17 protein-coding genes are annotated in these 16,064 nt (G+C 65.5%); 9 read left to right on the plus strand and 8 right to left on the minus strand.

Going from position 1 to position 16,064, the window contains the following annotated elements; translation table 11 throughout:
- Positions 1-5: 5 nt before the first annotated feature.
- The 3 genes from PST29_RS24470 to PST29_RS24480 all read right to left on the minus strand — a co-directional run bounded on the left by PST29_RS24470 (position 6) and on the right by PST29_RS24480 (position 2,012).
- Entirely contained in the window at positions 6-590 is a 585-nt protein-coding gene (locus tag PST29_RS24470) for a hypothetical protein (protein WP_060844546.1), read from the minus strand.
- Positions 591-594: 4 nt separating this feature from the next.
- Positions 595-1,035: a DUF3592 domain-containing protein gene (locus PST29_RS24475; RefSeq protein WP_232513179.1), complete on the minus strand. Its 441-nt coding sequence runs from the start codon at positions 1,033-1,035 to the stop codon at positions 595-597.
- Between the two features lie 146 nt (positions 1,036-1,181).
- A complete protein-coding gene (locus PST29_RS24480) occupies positions 1,182-2,012 on the minus strand; it encodes an amidohydrolase family protein (protein WP_060844548.1) in 831 nt (276 codons plus the stop codon).
- 152 nt (positions 2,013-2,164) lie between these two features.
- Here PST29_RS24480 and PST29_RS24485 point away from each other — a divergent pair, with 152 nt between their 5' ends.
- A complete protein-coding gene (locus PST29_RS24485; RefSeq protein WP_060844549.1) occupies positions 2,165-2,791 on the plus strand; it encodes an SMI1/KNR4 family protein in 627 nt (208 codons plus the stop codon).
- A gap of 10 nt (positions 2,792-2,801) precedes the next feature.
- Here the strand turns inward: PST29_RS24485 and PST29_RS24490 are convergent, their stop codons facing one another.
- A complete protein-coding gene (locus tag PST29_RS24490; RefSeq protein WP_148659675.1) occupies positions 2,802-3,506 on the minus strand; it encodes a hypothetical protein in 705 nt (234 codons plus the stop codon).
- Between the two features lie 229 nt (positions 3,507-3,735).
- On the opposite strand from PST29_RS24490, the gene PST29_RS24495 reads away from it, so the two are divergent.
- Positions 3,736-4,605 (plus strand): DUF4087 domain-containing protein, encoded by an 870-nt coding sequence (locus PST29_RS24495; protein WP_060844551.1) that lies wholly within the window; start codon positions 3,736-3,738, stop codon positions 4,603-4,605.
- Here the strand turns inward: PST29_RS24495 and PST29_RS24500 are convergent.
- The 4 genes from PST29_RS24500 to PST29_RS24515 all read right to left on the minus strand — a co-directional run bounded on the left by PST29_RS24500 (position 4,602) and on the right by PST29_RS24515 (position 8,641).
- Positions 4,602-5,399: a GNAT family N-acetyltransferase gene (locus PST29_RS24500; RefSeq protein ID WP_060844552.1), complete on the minus strand. Its 798-nt coding sequence runs from the start codon at positions 5,397-5,399 to the stop codon at positions 4,602-4,604. The genes PST29_RS24495 and PST29_RS24500 overlap by 4 nt on opposite strands.
- A 1-nt stretch (position 5,400) precedes the next feature.
- Complete coding sequence (locus PST29_RS24505; protein ID WP_060844553.1) at positions 5,401-5,877, minus strand: HIT family protein; 477 nt, start codon at positions 5,875-5,877, stop codon at positions 5,401-5,403.
- Between the two features lie 111 nt (positions 5,878-5,988).
- On the minus strand, positions 5,989-7,596 hold the full coding sequence (locus tag PST29_RS24510) for a 5-guanidino-2-oxopentanoate decarboxylase (protein ID WP_060844554.1): 1,608 nt from the start codon (positions 7,594-7,596) through the stop codon (positions 5,989-5,991).
- Between the two features lie 124 nt (positions 7,597-7,720).
- A complete protein-coding gene (locus PST29_RS24515; RefSeq protein WP_060842013.1) occupies positions 7,721-8,641 on the minus strand; it encodes a LysR substrate-binding domain-containing protein in 921 nt (306 codons plus the stop codon).
- A 224-nt stretch (positions 8,642-8,865) separates the two neighbouring features.
- Between PST29_RS24515 and PST29_RS24520 the strand changes: the two genes are divergently transcribed.
- The 7 genes from PST29_RS24520 to PST29_RS24550 all read left to right on the plus strand — a co-directional run bounded on the left by PST29_RS24520 (position 8,866) and on the right by PST29_RS24550 (position 15,969).
- Positions 8,866-9,660 (plus strand): ABC transporter ATP-binding protein, encoded by a 795-nt coding sequence (locus PST29_RS24520; RefSeq protein WP_016966681.1) that lies wholly within the window; start codon positions 8,866-8,868, stop codon positions 9,658-9,660.
- 49 nt (positions 9,661-9,709) lie between these two features.
- The gene (locus tag PST29_RS24525; protein ID WP_060844555.1) at positions 9,710-10,483 is read left to right on the plus strand and encodes a transporter substrate-binding domain-containing protein; all 774 of its coding nucleotides are present in this window, start codon (positions 9,710-9,712) and stop codon (positions 10,481-10,483) included.
- A 51-nt stretch (positions 10,484-10,534) separates the two neighbouring features.
- Positions 10,535-11,248 carry an ABC transporter permease gene (locus tag PST29_RS24530; protein WP_060844556.1) on the plus strand — a complete coding sequence of 238 codons (714 nt, stop codon included), beginning with the start codon at positions 10,535-10,537 and terminating at the stop codon, positions 11,246-11,248.
- Between the two features lie 9 nt (positions 11,249-11,257).
- Positions 11,258-11,962 carry an ABC transporter permease gene (locus PST29_RS24535; RefSeq protein ID WP_060844557.1) on the plus strand — a complete coding sequence of 235 codons (705 nt, stop codon included), beginning with the start codon at positions 11,258-11,260 and terminating at the stop codon, positions 11,960-11,962.
- 43 nt (positions 11,963-12,005) lie between these two features.
- Complete coding sequence (locus PST29_RS24540; RefSeq protein ID WP_060844558.1) at positions 12,006-13,187, plus strand: pyridoxal phosphate-dependent aminotransferase; 1,182 nt, start codon at positions 12,006-12,008, stop codon at positions 13,185-13,187.
- A gap of 110 nt (positions 13,188-13,297) precedes the next feature.
- A complete protein-coding gene (locus PST29_RS24545; RefSeq protein WP_060844559.1) occupies positions 13,298-15,046 on the plus strand; it encodes an amidohydrolase in 1,749 nt (582 codons plus the stop codon).
- Entirely contained in the window at positions 15,043-15,969 is a 927-nt protein-coding gene (locus PST29_RS24550; RefSeq protein WP_060840933.1) for a CobW family GTP-binding protein, read from the plus strand. Before PST29_RS24545 ends, PST29_RS24550 begins: the two co-directional genes overlap by 4 nt.
- The last annotated feature ends 95 nt before the right edge of the window (positions 15,970-16,064 follow it).

The following is a 16,064-nucleotide window of genomic DNA, read 5'->3' on the forward strand; positions in this document are numbered from 1 at the left end:
CGCGGCTAGAACAGGTAGCCCATGTAGGTGGCAATGCCACCACCGGCCTGTGGTCCGACGTTCATGCCCGCCATGACCACGGCGCCCTTGGCCGAACGCAGCAACTGCTCGTTGACCTTGATCGAAGCCATCATGGTCGCCGGGGTGCTTCCCAAAACGACCGCCAGGGCCAGTAGCTTGGGGTCCAGGCCGAACAGCAGGGCCGTGGCCGAACCGCCCACCACCAGTCCGCCACCGACTTCGGTATAGAAACAAGGCCCGGTGATGTCGTCCTCGGTCAGGTCCCGGCTGCGAAGGGCATCGCTGACAAAGACCTTGCCGGTGCTGGGAAAAGCCTCCGCCGCACCGGCACCACTGACGCTCTTGCCCTTGACCTGGATATTGACCTTGCCGAAACGCGGCAGGCGTCCACCAAAGCCGGCGCCTACCCCCAGACCGCCGTAGCGATAGCTGACGTCCTTGCCCTGGGGCGAACGCAGGGTGATCGACCCACCACCGCCGGCCACGAGGGCGATGGTCAGGCCGCCGCCGCTGGCGGTCTGGTAGAGCCATTTACTTTCGTTGACCGGAATCGGAATGCTGAGGTTCATGGGGTCAAAGTCCTTTTGCTTTTTGTGCGGCTCGTCCGCGCTGGCTGATGACACCCACCAGGCCGGCCAGGGTGAATACCAAACCGATCAGGCCCAGCACACCGGGAGTGCCCCAGAGTGCCGCGGGGTCATCGATGACCGCGCTGTTGGCCGGCCGTTCGGGCTGGTAATAGACCCGCACCGGCTGATCCTTCTGGTAGCCGAAGATAAAGCCGCCCTGGGGGTAGGAAATTTTCTCACCGCTGCCGGTGGTAAAGGCGATCTCGGGGTGCGAGCCACCGGCGTTCAGGTCACTGACGATACCGTCGGCGGTCTGGGCACTGGCGATGAATTCGCGACGCTCGAGGGTGAGGTTGCCGGCGATGACCAACAGGCCGATGCCGATCAGAACAAACAGCAGACCCTGGAGGATCTTGCCGAGGCGTGACGGGGTGGAGTTAGCCATGGGCTGTCTCGATATTCGTCCGTGAAAGAGGGAGGCCACGATAGCAAGAAACCTCCGACCAAAAAAACCGCTGCCGCGCGGCAAGCGCAATCTGGCAGCGGCGTTCAGGCGCCCGGGCCAGGCGGGTGAGCGTCTGTTGCCGACGCTTACAAACCAAATACCCGACGGGCATTGCCCTGGAGGAATTTGTCCGCAATGGCCGGCGGAAGTTCCAGGGCGCGCACCTGTTCCAGGCATTTTTTCAGCGACAGCTGGGGAAAGTTGCTGCCGAACAACACCTTGTCCTGGCCATAAGTGCGCATGAAATGCAGCAGCTGCGGGGGGTAATAGGCCGGCAGGTAGGCGGAGGTATCGATGTGAATGTTGTCGTGCTTCCAGGCCAGGCCGATCATCTCATCGGTCCAGGGATACCCGATGTGTCCCCCAACAATCACCAGTTCGGGAAAATCCAGGGCCACCTCGTCCAGGTACGGCACGGGCCGCCCGGTTTCCGACGGCATCAGCGGCCCGGTATGACCAACCTGGGTACAAAAGGGAATGCCCAATTCGATGCACTTCACATACAGCGGGTAATACCAGCGGTGATTGGGCGGCAGTTTCCATAACCAGGGCACGATGCGCAGAGCCTTGCAGCCCAGTTCCTTGACGGCTCGCTCCAGCTCGGCCACCGCCGCCATCGGCCGGCTCAGGTCCACCGTGGCCACGCCGACGAAACGTTCGGGAAAGGCCCGGGTGTAAGCCGCAATCTCATCGTTGCTGAACACCCAGCCCTCGGGCCGGCACCAGGCCGAGAGCATGAGTTTCTCCACCCCAGCCTGATCCATCAGCTCCACGGTCTGTTCAATGCTCAGGGCCTGGTCGAGCCAATGCGCGGACCCGGACTTCTCGAACAACCGCGCCACTTCCGGCAACAGCGCCCGGGCACGGCCGTTGGCCGGTTGTGCCCAGGCATCGATGGCTGCGAATTTCAAGGTCATTGGGCGGTCCTCCCTGGTGTATTCATGATCGAAACCACAGGCTAGATCCGGACCTTGCCGCCAACAATGTCCGCAGCGCTCATCAGGCTTGACCCATGTGTTCAAGCCATGGATAAAGCTTTCCCCTTTCCGCCCCCTCGCAAGGACGCTCCATGACCGATCAAACCACCCCCGAACAATGGCCACCCGCCGGCTGCCCGCCCCTGGCCTGGCCGGACCTGCCCGATCAGGTCGCGCGGCAAAGCTGGTACCTGGCGGTCATCGGTGCCTACGGCGCGCTCTGGGAAGGCCACGTCAACCAGCCGCAACTGTCACCGGTTGCCGAGGACACCTTGCTGGCCCTGGAACAGCGCCTGGGCTGCCACCTGCCCCCTTCACTGCGTGACTATCACCGGCAACTGGGGGTGCTGTCCCTGGCGGAAGTCCTGTGCAGCGTCGAGCCTGGCAACATCTGCATCCAGCCACTGCTGGAGGCCTACCCCGGTATCGTCGATATCCCCGAGAGCGATCTGGACCTGACGCTGGCGCACCAGTTGATCGCTTTCGGCGACTACCTGGGCAACGGCAATCTGTTCTGCTTTCACCGCGAAAGCGGCGCGGTCTACTACTTCGACCACGACACAGGCGCGGCGCTGACGCGCTTCTTCGACTCGCCCGAGGAGTACCTGGATGCCCTGATGCTGCTGTGCCTGGCGGAGGTGTATGACGACGATGACGGCGGCGAAGCGCTGATCAGCCAGCGCTACGGCGAGGACCTGGTGCGCAAGTGGCGCTATTGACCCCGGCGCTTCATCTACCTGCCCCTGCGCGCTGCCGGGCGCAGTAGCCGTCGCCATTGGGCTGAGACTGCAAATCAGTGCAGCCGCCCCCCATGAACGTCGCCAGCGCGGCAAAGGGCAGCATGAGCATCACCTGCGCGATGCCCCGGGCCTGGGCATGCGGGTCCTCGACCTTGCGCAGAAAGTCGTGCTCAGGGGCCGCTGTTTCGGTTTGCAGGGTGGCCCAGAGGGTGTAGCGAAAGGCGTGTGCTCCAGGCCCCTGGCCACCGACACGCCGACAGGCGTCCAGCGCCTGGATGGCATAGACTTCCCCCACCTGACGCGGCGCTCCCGCCGGGCGGGCCTGACGGGCGTTGAAGTCATCGATCAGGGTGGTGAGCTGCATCTGGTCCGCCTGCTGGGCCGCCTGGCAATCGCCCTCGGCAGGGAACTCTCGGCTGGTGCGGGCCAGCGTATCCAGCCAGTTCCGGTAATCGGTGTAGAAACCGAACTGGCTGCCGTCCGGCAATTCCTGCTGATACAGCTTGATGGCCCCGACAAAGTGCTTGCCGGTGTCGGTCAGCCGCTGCACCTGTTCACGGCTCAAGGGTTGATTGAGGGTGTAGCCATACACCTGCGGGCCCTCGACCGCCGGCCTGACCGGCGCCGTAGTACAAGCTCCCAGCGATGACAGGATGATCGCCAGGTTTAAAACACTGCACAGCATCCGTTGCATGACAGGCCCCAGGGCAGGTGGACGGCTCGTTGGCCAGGCGCGAGATTACGCCATTTCCCAGCCGCTGTTTCGGCCAGGCTTGCCGAAGCCTTAACCCAATCAGCAACAGGCATGCTGCTGCGACGCTGACGAGCGCCTGGTGCTATCTCGACGGCCCCTCTGCCCGACTTGACGCGCCCGAAGCAGCGCTCCATTGTCCCCGGCCCTGCCTCTCGAACAAGGATGCTCCATGCTTCAGCGCGTCATGCTCTGCACTCTGCTGACCGTCATCGCCCTGCCCGCGTTCGCGGCGCCGGCCAAGGTCGAACGTCGTTGCGGCTGGTTCGAGAACCCAACGCCGGCCAACGCCACTCTGACCGACCGCGACGGCGTCTGGGAAATTGCCAGCCAGGGTGGTTATCAGGCCGAAGGCGACTGGCCCACCTTTAACGACCAGCAATGGGTGCGCACCAACAATCATTACGGCTACGGTTGTGCCTGTGTCAGCGCCAGCGCTGATCCACGGACTCATCGCCTCGACCAGTTGCACAAGGCCCAGGCCCGCCCGCTGTCCGCCTGTCGCAACGATCCCAGGCTGTATGAACCCTTGCGGGAGGAAGACGGGATACCGGTATTGCCCGAGGATTCGCCACGCTTCAACGGACCGGGATTCAGCCTGCAGTACCCCAAAGGCTGGAAGCTCAGCCAGACGCAGAACTGCCTCACCCTGGACCATCCGAAAAAACGCCCAAACGAGGAGTACACCCTGCACCTGTGCCTGCGGCAGGGCAGCCTGGAACAGGCCGCCGAGGAGCTGTTTTTCTATCAGGAAAACGGCGTCTGGATGCGCAGCGCCGGAAGGGATGCACCCAGCCCGGTGCAGGACATTTCAGGCCCCGGCTGGAAAGGCTTGCGGGCCTATCAGACCTGCGGCATCAGCGATGAGGAAACCGGTTTTCACGCCTATGGTGGCACCTGCCTGATGGCGTTGCTCGACAGTGGTCGGCGTCAGGTGGTGGCTGACAGCGTGGGGTTCTTCCAGGACTTCGCGACCCTGGACGCGATCCTGCACTCGATCCGCTTCGACCCGGTGCCAGCGGCGCAACAGAACCCGCACTAAGGCACGGCCCGATACAGGGTCTGCAGGTGGGACAGGCGCAGGCCGTAGTGCTCCAGGTTGCGCCGGCTTTGCGAGCTCAGCAGGGCGGTGGCCGCCACACTCTGGGCGCCGAGGGCGGCGGCCTGCTGCAAGCGATGGGCGATCAGGGCCCGGTGATAACCCTGGCCCCGGGCGGTCCGAGCGGTAAAGGCGGTGCCCAGGTAGGCCAGCGCGTTGTCAGCGATGAACAGCGCCGCCCCGGCCACTGCAACGCCCTGCTCGCGCAACAGGTACAAGTGCCCACGGTCCTCATTGAGCAATCCACCGAAGGCCGCCTGATTGACCGGTCGGGCCGCCGCAGGCGTTTTGAAACTGTCCCCGTGCAGCACGCAGAAGTCTTCCAGGGTCGAGGCCGTCACCGGTTCGATATCCAGCGCCGAAGAGGGCGCGACACGCGGGTCCACCGAGGCGAACAGCTGCCCGTGGGTCCAACCCTTGAGACGCTGCAACGGCTGCCCCTCAAGCTCCAGGGTGTTCGCCACCTTGGCTGACTCAGCGATCAAGGCGATCGCCGGGGCGTAGGCCGCGCAAGTCTGTAACAGACCGACAACGCTGCGCGCCTGTTGCCCGCAGTCGCCATGCACCCGGTTCATCATCGGACTGGGATTACCGGCGACCACGAAGGCGCCACACTCAGGCTCGCCCAACAGGCTGGCCCGATAGGGGTTGCCCGGCAGATTCGCCAGCCCCTGAACCCGCGCCCGCAGGTATTGGGCCTCCGCATATTCAAGGGCCAGCGCGCGACGGCGGTCCATATCAGCGGTTGCCCACCGGTGTTTCACTGACCCAGGGCACGCGCACCTGTTCGGCGATGCCGGCGGCCTGCTGCTGCAGGACGTCCAATTTCGCGCGGCGCCCGAACACCCCAGTGAAATGCAGCAGCAGGCGCCCGGCAAACCCCAGGGCATCGCCACGCTTGCGCGGGATCAGGTGCAGATGGGCATGGGGGATGTGCTGGTTGGTGGCCCGACCATCATTGACCAGCAGGTGGGTGCCTTCGACGCCGTAGCCGGCACGCCGCTGCGCCGCCAGCAGGCCGTCGAACACCTGATACAGGTGCTGGCGGACAAAGCCGGGCAGTTGCTCGAGCTTTTCCACATGAGACTGGGGAATCAGCAGCACATGGCCCCGCCCCAGCGGATGCACGTCCATGAAGGCCATGCAGTGTTCATCGCGGTAAACCACGGCCGCCGGCAGGGTGCCGGCGACGATCTGGCAGAAAATGCAGTTCATCCCTGAATCCTCAAGTGACAAGGTGCGTCCTGGCGAGCGCGGCCAATGTAACCCAGCTTGTCCCTTGAAGGCCCGCTCCTTGTCGGCCCGAGTGCCGAACCGGCCGGCGGATCAGTCCAGGACCAGGTAGGCCCGGGCGTCGACCTCGATCATCACCGGCTGCCGAGTGTCCTTGAGGCTCTGCAGCAAGTCCTGCAGCTGCCCTGGCGTGTCGGCGCGATGGTGCGCCACGTGGAAGCTTTGGGCCATGGCCTGGAAGTTCGGGGTGAGGATGTCCACCCCCAGCGGCGCGATGTCCCGGGCCTGCATGTAGTCGCGGATCTCGCCGTAGCACTGGTTGTTCCACACCAGCAGGATCACGCCGATCTGCGCTTCCTTGGCGGCGATCAGTTCGCTGCTGGCGAACTGCAGGCCGCCGTCCCCCACCAGCGCCACTACCGGACGCTCGGGCTGTGCCAGCTTGGCGCCCATGGCTGCCGGCAGGCCGTAGCCCAGGGTGCCGTAACCGCTGCCAGCGTTGAACCAGCTGGCCGGGGCCGGTGCCTGGTAGCCGCAGGCGCCCTGGTACACCGGTTGGGTCGAGTCGCCCACCAGGATCGGGCTGCCCAGGGTGTCGCGCAGCAGGTCGAGCAAGCCCTGCAAGCCTTGTTGCTTGGGCGTCCAGCCGGTGCGTTCGGCCTGGTTCACGCGCTGGACGCTGTCCAGCGCCCAACGACCGCGAGCGCTGGGTGGCGCCACTTTGCCAAGCAAGGCTTGCAAGCCTTCCAGGGCATCGCCCACCAGGCCGACATGGGCCCGTTGCACGCCCATGACCTGCATCGGGTCGATGTCCAGGCGGATCAGCGAACCCTTGAAGCGCAGGGGCCCGAGGCCGAAGAAGTCGTAGTCGGTTTCCCCCAGTTCAGTGCCCACGGCCAGCACCACGTCGGCCTCATCGATCAGGGCCCGGCCATGGGCCGACGACTGCACGCCGTCGAGCAGCAACGGGTGGCCACAGGGCAGCAAGCCGCGGGCGTTGGTGGTCAGGGCCACCGGCGCTTGCAGGCGTTCGGCCAATTGCCGCAGGACCTCGGCGCAACCGCGGGCGCCGCCGCCGGCCAGGATCAGCGGCCGGTGGGCACTGTTGAGCAAGGTCGCGGCCGCCTCGATCGAAGCCCCGGCAGGCGCCGGTGCACCGGGCAGGCTGCGGGGCATGAGGTTGAGGTCGGTGGCGGGCATGTCCAGCACATCCAGGGGAATCTCGATGTGCACCGGCCGTGGCCGCGCGCACTTGAACACGGCAAAGGCCCGGGCCAGGAGCTCCGGCAGTTCCGCAGGCGATTGCAGGGTATGACTGAAGGCACAGACCCCGGCCACCATCGCCCGCTGGTCCGGCAGCTCATGCAGGTGGCCATGGCCCAGGCGCAGGTGCTCGCGACGATTGACCGTGGAAATCACCAGCATCGGCACCGAATCGGCGTAGGCCTGGCCCATGGCGGTGAGGATGTTGGTCATCCCCGGACCGGTGATGATGAAGCACACTCCCGGCTTGCCGCTGGCCCGGGCATAGCCGTCGGCCATGAACCCGGCGCCCTGTTCGTGCCGCGGGCTGACATGGCGCAAGCGGCTGCCGTGCAGGCCGCGATACAGCTCGACGGTGTGCACGCCGGGAATCCCGAACACCGTGTCCACGCCATAACCTTCCAGCAAACGAACCAGGGACTGGGCACAGGTGGTCATCGACTACTCCTCTTGTTCTTATGCGTCCGGACGACACCCTGCGCCCGGCTGATGTCGAGGGACATTAGTCGCTGCACCCGAGGGGCAACAATCGAAAAAAATCGCCGCGATTGCTCAATAAAATTCACGCTTTGCCATTGCGCCGGGGTTCCGGGTGCAGGCGGGTGATGCCCTGCAACTGCGACTTGACCCATTCGCTGAAGGCCAGCACCACCGGGCGCTCGGCCTTGAGCAGGTCGGCCACCAGGTAGTAGCCGCGGTTGGATTCGATCTCGGTGCCGAAGGGTTGCACCAACTGCCCCCTGGCCAGGGCCTCGCCGCTGATCAGGTTGTCGCCCATGGCGATGCCCTGGCCGGCGATGCAGGCCGACTGCACGAAGTGCGCGTCGGCAAACACGATGCCCCGGCGCACATCGACATTCGGCGCCCCGGCCGCCGCCAGCCAGACCCGCCAGTCGGAGTAGTCGATCATGTGCAGCAGCAGGGCGTGGTCCAGGCTGTCGAGGGTTTTCAAACCGCCCATGGCATTGACCAGGCTCGGGCTGCACACCGGGAAATAGCGCAGGGAGACGATCTTCTGCACATGCTGGTTGGGCCAGTCGCCCATGCCGTAGGCGACGAACAGATCGACGCTGCTGTCGCTGGTGTCGCCCGGGGTGCGGGGTGAAACCAGCTGCAATTCGACTTGGGGATACAGCGCCTGGAACTCGGCGATATGGGTGCACAGCCAATAGGTGGCGAACCCCGGCGGGCTGCTTATGCACAGTCGCCCGCTGACCTGCTGGCCGTCGGAGCGCTGGCCGGCCTCGAGGATATTGGCCAGCAGCAGGTGAATGTCCCGGGCATAGCGCTCGCCCTGGTAGGTGATGCGAATGCTGCGGCCCTGGCGCTCGGTCAGGGCAAACCCCAGGGTCTGCTCCAGGCTCTTGATCTGGTGGCTGATGGCGCTGGGGGTCAGGTTCAGCTCATTGGCGGCTTCGGCGACACTGCCCAGGCGGGCCACCGCGTCCAGCGCGCGCAGAGCGGTCATGGAGGGATAACGCATACCGATCAGGCCTCGACTGCAAAAAACGAGTGCCAGCACCATAGCCGCAATCGCGATCCGGCAATAGCCTTGCCCGTCGCCGAAAAAATCCCCGACTGCTGAAAAAAATTACCGCATCGGGCTAAAAATGCTCGATTGACCCCAGGCCATCGATGGCTAATTCTCCAGCCCTACCCTGTGCCGGGTACTGCCCGGCCATCGCACAATAACAAGAGGGTCGACCCTTGCAATCGCAGCCCAACTCCGTCAATCCCGTGGTGGCGATCGATGATCTGCACAAGAGCTACGCCGATCACCACGTGCTCAAGGGCATTGCCCTGCGCGCCAATGAAGGTGAAGTGGTGTCGCTGATCGGCTCCAGCGGCTCGGGCAAAAGCACCCTGCTGCGCTGCATCAACCTGTTGGAAATCCCCTGCAGCGGCAGCCTGCGCATCAATGGCGAAGAAGTGCGCCTGAAGACCGATCGCGCCGGCAACCCCCAGGTGGCCGACCCGGCCCAGGTGGCACGCTTGCGCACGCAATTGAGCATGGTGTTCCAGAGCTTCAACCTGTGGCCCCATCGCAGCGTGCTGGAAAACGTCATCGAGGCACCGGTGTATGTCCTCGGTGAAGACCGCAAGGACGCCATCGCCCACGCCGAACACCTGCTGGAAAAAGTCGGCCTGGCCAACAAGCGCGACGCCTTCCCGTCCTTTCTCTCCGGCGGCCAGCAACAACGGGTGGCCATCGCCCGGGCCCTGGCCATGCGCCCCCAGGTACTGCTGATGGACGAACCGACCTCGGCCCTGGACCCGGAACTGGTGGGCGAAGTGCTCAAGGTCATCCAGGGCATCGCCGAGGAAGGCCGCACCATGATCCTGGTGACCCACGAAATGGCCTTCGCCCGGGATGTGTCGAGCAAGGTGATGTTCCTTCACCAGGGGCTGGTGGAAGAGGAAGGCCCGCCGCAACAAGTGTTCCTCAACCCGGTCAGCGAACGCTGCCGGCAATTCGTCATGGCCCAGGAAAACCGCGTCTGACGTCCCGCTTCAATCCTTGAAAACAACAACTTCGATAAAGGGTAAAGCCATGAAAAACCTGCTCAAGGTGCTCGCCACCGGTTGCCTGTTCAGCGCATTGGCCAGCCACGCGGTGGCCGCCGACAAGATCGTCTTCGGCATCGCCCTGGAACCTTACCCGCCGTTCTCGATGAAAAGCGGCAACGGCGACTGGAGCGGCTTCGAACCGGAGCTGATCAAGGCCCTGTGCGAACGCATGCAGGCCCAGTGTCCGCTCAAGGAAGTGGCCTGGGACGGTTTGATTCCGGCCCTGCAATCGAGCCAGATTGACGCCATTCTCAACTCCCTGAGCATCACCGAGGAGCGCGAGAAGGTCATCAATTTCTCCGCGCCCTACTACCAGACCCCGGCCATGTGGGTCGCCGACCAGAGCCTGGAACTGGTCACCACCCCCGAGGGCCTCAAGGGCAAGCTGATCGGCGTGCAGGGTTCGACCTCCAACGCCACCTTCGCCAAGACCTACTACGGCAAGACCTCGACCCTGCGCTACTACACCACCCAGGACGACATGATCGCCGACCTGCAGAGCGGGCGCATCGACGTGATGCTGGCCGACGCCCTGACCATCGAACCGATCCTCAAGACCACCGCCGGGGCCGGCCTGGCGGACAAGGGCCTGGCGCCGAAAGACCCGCTGTTCGGTTCCGGCATCGGCGTCGGCCTGCGCAAGGGCGACAGCGCCCTGCAACAGCGGATCAACACCGCCCTGGCCTCGCTCAAGGCCGACGGCACCTACGACAAGATCCGCAGCCGCTACTTCAGCGTCGACATCTCTGCCAACTAAGCCGTCCGGCGCGCCCGCTCGCGCGGGCCGCCGGCGTTGACTGGATACGTCATGATTTCTCTGTCCGACCTTTCCCAACTGTTCGTCGCCGACGGCTGGCTCGGCGCCCTGGCCCAGGGCGCGCTGGTGTCCTTGCAGATTTCCGCCGGGGCCTTCGTCCTCGGCCTGGGCATCGGCCTGCTGGTGGCGATGATCAAGCTCAAGGGCCCACGCTGGCTGGTGAAGCTGGCCAACGTCTACACCACCCTGTACCGGGCCATGCCCGAGCTGCTGCTGATCCTGCTGCTGTACTACGCCGGCACTGACCTGTTGAACATGGCCATGGCCGCCATGGACCGGCCAAGTGTCACGGTCAACGGCTTCATTGCCGCGGTACTGGTGCTGGGGATTGTCCAGGGCGCCTATTCGGCGGAGATCATCCGCGGCGCGATCCAGGCCATTCCCCACGGCCAGATCGAAGCGGCGCGGGCCTACGGCATCGAGCGCTGGCTGCTGGTGCGGCGCATCCTGCTGCCGAGCATGCTGCCCTACGCCATGGCCGGGCTGTCGAACCTGTGGCTGGTACTGGTCAAGGACAGCGCGCTGATCAGCATCGTCGGCTACAGCGAACTGCTTTCAGTCGGCAAACAGGCGGCCGGTTCCACCAAGCACTACCTGGTGTTCTACCTGGCGGTCGCGGCTTTCTATTTCGTCATTACCCTGGTGTCCGGCAGCCTGTTCCGGGTGCTCGAGCGTCGCACCAATCGCTGGCTGCCCCAGTACTAGGAGACTCGAATGGACTTTTCCTGGATCAACGGTTTTTCCGCCGAACTGCTGCGCGGCCTGGGCATCACCCTCAAGCTCCTGCTGCTGAGCGGGGTCTGCGGCTTTGCCCTGGCGGTGGTGGTGGGCCTGGGCCGGGTGTCGCGCAATCCGTTGCTGCGTGCGCCCATGCAGTTCTACATCAGTGTGTTCCGCGGCACGCCGCTGCTGGTGCAGATCTACATCCTCTACTACGGGGTCGGCAGCCTGTTCACCGCCTACCCGCCGATCCGCGGCAGCTTTCTCTGGCCCTACCTGCGCGAAGGCTTCTGGTACGTGGCCCTGGCCCTGACCCTGAGTGTCGGCGCCTATGTCGGCGAAGTGCTGCGCGGCGGCCTGCGGGCCGTGCCCCGGGGCGAGCTGGAAGCCGCCCGCGCCTATGGCATGGGCTACTGGCTGACCCTGCGCCGGGTGTGGCTGCCCCGGGCCCTGGAGCTGGTACGCCCGACCCTGGTGGGGGAATGCGTGCTGCTGCTCAAGGCCACCGCATTGGCCTCCACCGTGGCGGTCACCGACCTGCTCGGCGCCGCCAACCTGGTGCGGGCCCAGACCCTGAAGGTCTACGAACCGCTGCTGGCGGTGGCGCTGATCTACATCGTCCTGGCCTTTGTCATCGAACACCTGTGCGCACGCCTGGGCAACGCCTCGCAGACTCAGCGGCCACAGCGTCAGGCCTGAACCCATTTATTGCGCGGGCAACCACGCCCGTGAGGAGAACAGCATGCGTTACTCACCTTTCGTTCAGCGCATCAGCGGCGAATCCGTCAGCGCCTGGGATATTCACTACGCGGCCATCGAGGCTCGGGGGCGCGGCGAGGATGTGATCGTCCTCAGCGTCGGTGATCCGGACTTTGCCACCGACGAACGCATCAGCGCCGCCGCCAGCGCTGCCCTGGAGCAAGGCGATACCCACTACACCCACGTCCTGGGTCGCCCAGCCCTGCGTGAGGCGATTGCCGCCAAGCAGCGGCGCCTGCTGGGCATCGACGTCAGTGCCGACAACGTGGCCCTGGTGGCCGGTGCGCAGAACGGCCTGTTCGCCACCTGCCTGTGCCTGTTCGGCAGTGGCGACGAAGTGCTGGTGCCCGAGCCCATGTACCTGACCTACGAGGCATGCGTGCATGCCTCCGGGGCGCAGATCGCCTGCGTCCAGCAGCCGGCGGCCAACGGCTTCCGCCTGACCGCCGCCGCGCTGGAAGCGGCGCTGACCGACAAGACCCGGGGCATCGCCCTGGCCACGCCCTGCAACCCCACCGGCAACGTCTACAGCCGCGAGGAGCTGGAAGCCGTGGCCGAAGTGGCGCGCAAGCACGACCTGTGGGTGATCTCCGACGAGGTCTACGGGCAACTGACCTACGACCGCGACCACCTGAGCATCGCTTCGATGCCAGGCATGGCCGAGCGCACGGTGATCCTCAACAGCCTGTCGAAAACCCACGCCATGACCGGCTGGCGCGTGGGCTGGGTGATCGCCCCGCCGGCCCTGGTCGGGCACCTGGACAACCTGCTGCTGTGCATGCTCTACGGCCTGCCCGGGTTTATCCAGGAAGCCGCGCTCAAGGCCCTGGAGCTGGATGAAGAAGTGATCGGCAGCGCCCGCGAGGTCTATCGCCGGCGCCGCGACCTGGTGGTGGCGGGCCTCAAGCCGGTGCACCTGCTCGATTGCCGCGAGCCCGAGGCCGGGATGTTCATGCTGGTGGACGTGCGTCGTACCGGGCTGTCGAGCATGGATTTCGCCTGGCAGCTGTTCCGCGCCACCGGGGTCTCGGTGCTCGACGCCCAGGCCTTCGGCGCCAGTGCCGAGGGCTTCGTGCGGATCTCCTTCACCGTAGCCGACGACGTGCTCAAGGACGCCTGCCAGCGCATCGCCGGCTTTGTCGAAACCCTGGACGCCACGCGCTGAACGCATGACTCGGGCCGCCCCTGCGGCCCTTGTAACGCTGACAAGAACACTGCTGCGCCTCACTTTTTTGCCCACCTTTGAAGGGCCCCCCTGCTTGAGAGGTTGACCCCGTGACCGCTTCCGACCAATTCAACTCCACCCATAGCGCCGTCGATCAATACGCCGAACTGGTGCTGCACAACGGCCGGATGTACACCCTCGATCCGGCCCAGCCCTGGGCCGATGCCGTGGCCATCCGCCAGGGCAAGCTGATCGCAGTGGGCAGCCTCGCCTCCCTGGCTTCGCTGATCGGGCCCAACACCCGTCAACACGATCTGGACGGGGCCTTCTGCATGCCCGGCCTGCACGACATGCACACCCACCCGGACCTGGCCCTGGCGCCGCGCTACGCCGACGACCTGGACGTGGGCATCGAAGACCCGACTCCCGAGCAACTGGCGGCGGCGATTCATGCCTACGCCGACAGCCACCCCGGCGACGGTTGGATCTACGGCCAGTACTGGGTGCGCTACACCTTCCGCGAAGCCGGCCTGACCCCGGGCCGCGAGTGGCTCGACAGCGTCATGCCGGACCGTCCGGTGGCCCTGCTGGACCGCATGTGGGGCACCATGATGGTCAACTCCAAGGCCCTGGAACTGGCCGGCATCGATCGCCACACCAGTGACCCGCGCAACGGCTACCTGGAGCGCGATGAACTGACCGGCGAACCCAACGGCCTGCTGATCGACGGCGCCTACGCCCTAATCCACGCCGCCATGCCGCCGACTCCGGTGTCGGTACTGCGCCGCGCCTACCGTGATGGCGTGCACTTCCAGACCTCTCGCGGGGTCACCGCCACCAAGTACGTGCACGTCTGCGAGAACCGCCTGCAGGCCCTCAAGGAACTGGACGATGCCGGTGAGCTGACCCTGCGGGTGGAGGCGGCCATCAGTTGGCAGGACGATATCTTCCCGGTGCGTCGGCGCTGGGAGCTGCTCAGCGGCGAGCGGCATTTCTATCGCAGCGCCCGCCTGAATGCCAACGCGGTGAAGTTCCACTTCGACGGCACCGTGGAGCCCAAGTCGTCCTATCTGCTGACCCCTTGGCCGGAAGAGTCGAGCTGGCGCGGCAAGCTCAACCTGACCCCGGAACACATCACCGACATGGTGGTGGACATGGACAAGCGCGGCCTGCGGGTGATCGCCCACTGCACCGGCGACGGCGCCTCCGACGTGTTCCTCGACGCCGTGGCCGAAGCCCGGCGGCGCAACGGCAACAGCGGCATCCGTCACCAATGCGCCCACAGCACCCTGCTGCACCCGGGCAACCTCAAGCGCTTCCAGAGCCTGGACGTGATTGCCGAGTTCTCCCCGGCGGCCTGGTACCCGACGCCGTTCGCCAGCGGTGCCCGCTCCGGTTACGGCCAGGAGCGCCTCAAGCGCATCTATGACTTCAAGGGCGTGCTGGCCGCCGGTGGCATCGCGGTGTTCGGCACCGACTGGCCGGTGGCGTCCATCGACCCGTGGCTGGCCCTGGAAACCATGGTCACCCGGCAGAACCCGTGGAACCAGGAACCCGACACCTTCGGCGACCCCATCAGCCTGGAGCAGGCGCTGCAAGTGGCGACCCTCAACGGCGCCCACGCCATGGGCCTGGAACACCTGACCGGCAGCCTGCAGGTGGGCAAGTCGGCGGACCTGATCGTCCTCGACCGCAACCTGTTCGCTCAAGGGCCGCGCAACTACATCCACCACACCCAGGTGCAACTGACCTTCGTCGAAGGGCAACTGGTCTACGACCGCCAGGGCATCTTCAGCGACACGCCGTTGCAGGCGGTGTGGGAAGGCCTGCCACCGGTGATCGAGGGCAAGGAACAATGAACAGCACCCCGAGCATTCCGGTGACCGTGGTTGCAGGCTTTCTCGGCGCCGGCAAGACCACCCTGCTCAACCGCATGGTGCAGCGCGCCGACAGCGGCCGATTGGCGGTGATCGTCAACGACTTCGGCGAGCTGAACATCGATGCGGCGATCATTGCCGAGGTCACCGACGCGGTGTACAGCCTGCAGAACGGCTGCATCTGCTGCACCGTGCAGGAGGACCTGCTGGCGCAACTGGTGAGCCTGTCCAAGCTGCGCCCGGCCCTGGAACGGATCGTCATCGAGTGCAGTGGCGTCTCCGACCCGCAGCGCATCGTGCAGACCATCGGCTACCCGCAACTGCGCAACCGTCTGCACCTGGACGCAGTGATCACCCTGGTGGACGCCAGCGGCTACCAGGACCTGGAAGGGGAAATGGCCCGGCTGTCCCGGGCCCAGGTGGCCTGCGCCGACTGGGTGCTGCTGAACAAGGCCGACCTGGTGAGCCCCGAGCAGTTGCAAAGCATCCGCGCCAGCCTCGGCGGCCGCGCCCCGGTATTCGAAACGGTGCAGGCCGAACTGCCACCCGAGCTGCTGCTGGCGCCGCCGGTGCGTTCCACCGAAGTGCTGTTCAAGGCCCTGCCCCAGGCCCACGACGAACTGTTCGAAAGCTGGGTGTGGAAAAGCTCGCGGCCGCTGCAGCCCAAGGCCCTGCGCGACTGGCTGGCGCGCCTGCCCGCCGACCTGCTGCGCCTCAAGGGCCTGGTGCGCCTGGAAGGCAATGAACAACCCTATTGGTTGCAGCATGTGGGCAACCGCAGCCAGTTCACCCTGGCCACAGGGCAGCCCACCGAGCATGCCGCGCAACTGGTGTTCATCGCCCGTCGGGGCAGCGATCTGCGCCAGGAACTGGAGGCCGGGGTCAGCGATACGCAGGTGCACTGAGCTTCAAGCGGCACGTTTTCAGCCGCAAGCGGCTGCGGTGAGCTGTGCCGAGGGCGAAGGCTTCACGTCGGCGGATACAAAGCGCACCATGGATC

Origin of the sequence: Pseudomonas sp. St29, from assembly GCF_001547915.1 — a bacterium.
Classification (GTDB): domain Bacteria; phylum Pseudomonadota; class Gammaproteobacteria; order Pseudomonadales; family Pseudomonadaceae; genus Aquipseudomonas.

Bases quoted from the DNA above. Each gene is read 5' to 3' on its own strand.
- PST29_RS24470 (WP_060844546.1), bottom strand. From the start codon at position 590: ATGAACCTCAGCATTCCGATTCCGGTCAACGAAAGTAAATGGCTCTAC.
- PST29_RS24475 (WP_232513179.1), bottom strand. From the start codon at position 1,035: ATGGCTAACTCCACCCCGTCACGCCTCGGCAAGATCCTCCAGGGTCTG.
- PST29_RS24480 (WP_060844548.1), bottom strand. From the start codon at position 2,012: ATGACCTTGAAATTCGCAGCCATCGATGCCTGGGCACAACCGGCCAAC.
- PST29_RS24485 (WP_060844549.1), top strand. From the start codon at position 2,165: ATGACCGATCAAACCACCCCCGAACAATGGCCACCCGCCGGCTGCCCG.
- PST29_RS24490 (WP_148659675.1), bottom strand. From the start codon at position 3,506: ATGCAACGGATGCTGTGCAGTGTTTTAAACCTGGCGATCATCCTGTCA.
- PST29_RS24495 (WP_060844551.1), top strand. From the start codon at position 3,736: ATGCTTCAGCGCGTCATGCTCTGCACTCTGCTGACCGTCATCGCCCTG.
- PST29_RS24500 (WP_060844552.1), bottom strand. From the start codon at position 5,399: ATGGACCGCCGTCGCGCGCTGGCCCTTGAATATGCGGAGGCCCAATAC.
- PST29_RS24505 (WP_060844553.1), bottom strand. From the start codon at position 5,877: ATGAACTGCATTTTCTGCCAGATCGTCGCCGGCACCCTGCCGGCGGCC.
- PST29_RS24510 (WP_060844554.1), bottom strand. From the start codon at position 7,596: ATGACCACCTGTGCCCAGTCCCTGGTTCGTTTGCTGGAAGGTTATGGC.
- PST29_RS24515 (WP_060842013.1), bottom strand. From the start codon at position 8,641: ATGCGTTATCCCTCCATGACCGCTCTGCGCGCGCTGGACGCGGTGGCC.
- PST29_RS24525 (WP_060844555.1), top strand. From the start codon at position 9,710: ATGAAAAACCTGCTCAAGGTGCTCGCCACCGGTTGCCTGTTCAGCGCA.
- PST29_RS24530 (WP_060844556.1), top strand. From the start codon at position 10,535: ATGATTTCTCTGTCCGACCTTTCCCAACTGTTCGTCGCCGACGGCTGG.
- PST29_RS24535 (WP_060844557.1), top strand. From the start codon at position 11,258: ATGGACTTTTCCTGGATCAACGGTTTTTCCGCCGAACTGCTGCGCGGC.
- PST29_RS24540 (WP_060844558.1), top strand. From the start codon at position 12,006: ATGCGTTACTCACCTTTCGTTCAGCGCATCAGCGGCGAATCCGTCAGC.
- PST29_RS24550 (WP_060840933.1), top strand. From the start codon at position 15,043: ATGAACAGCACCCCGAGCATTCCGGTGACCGTGGTTGCAGGCTTTCTC.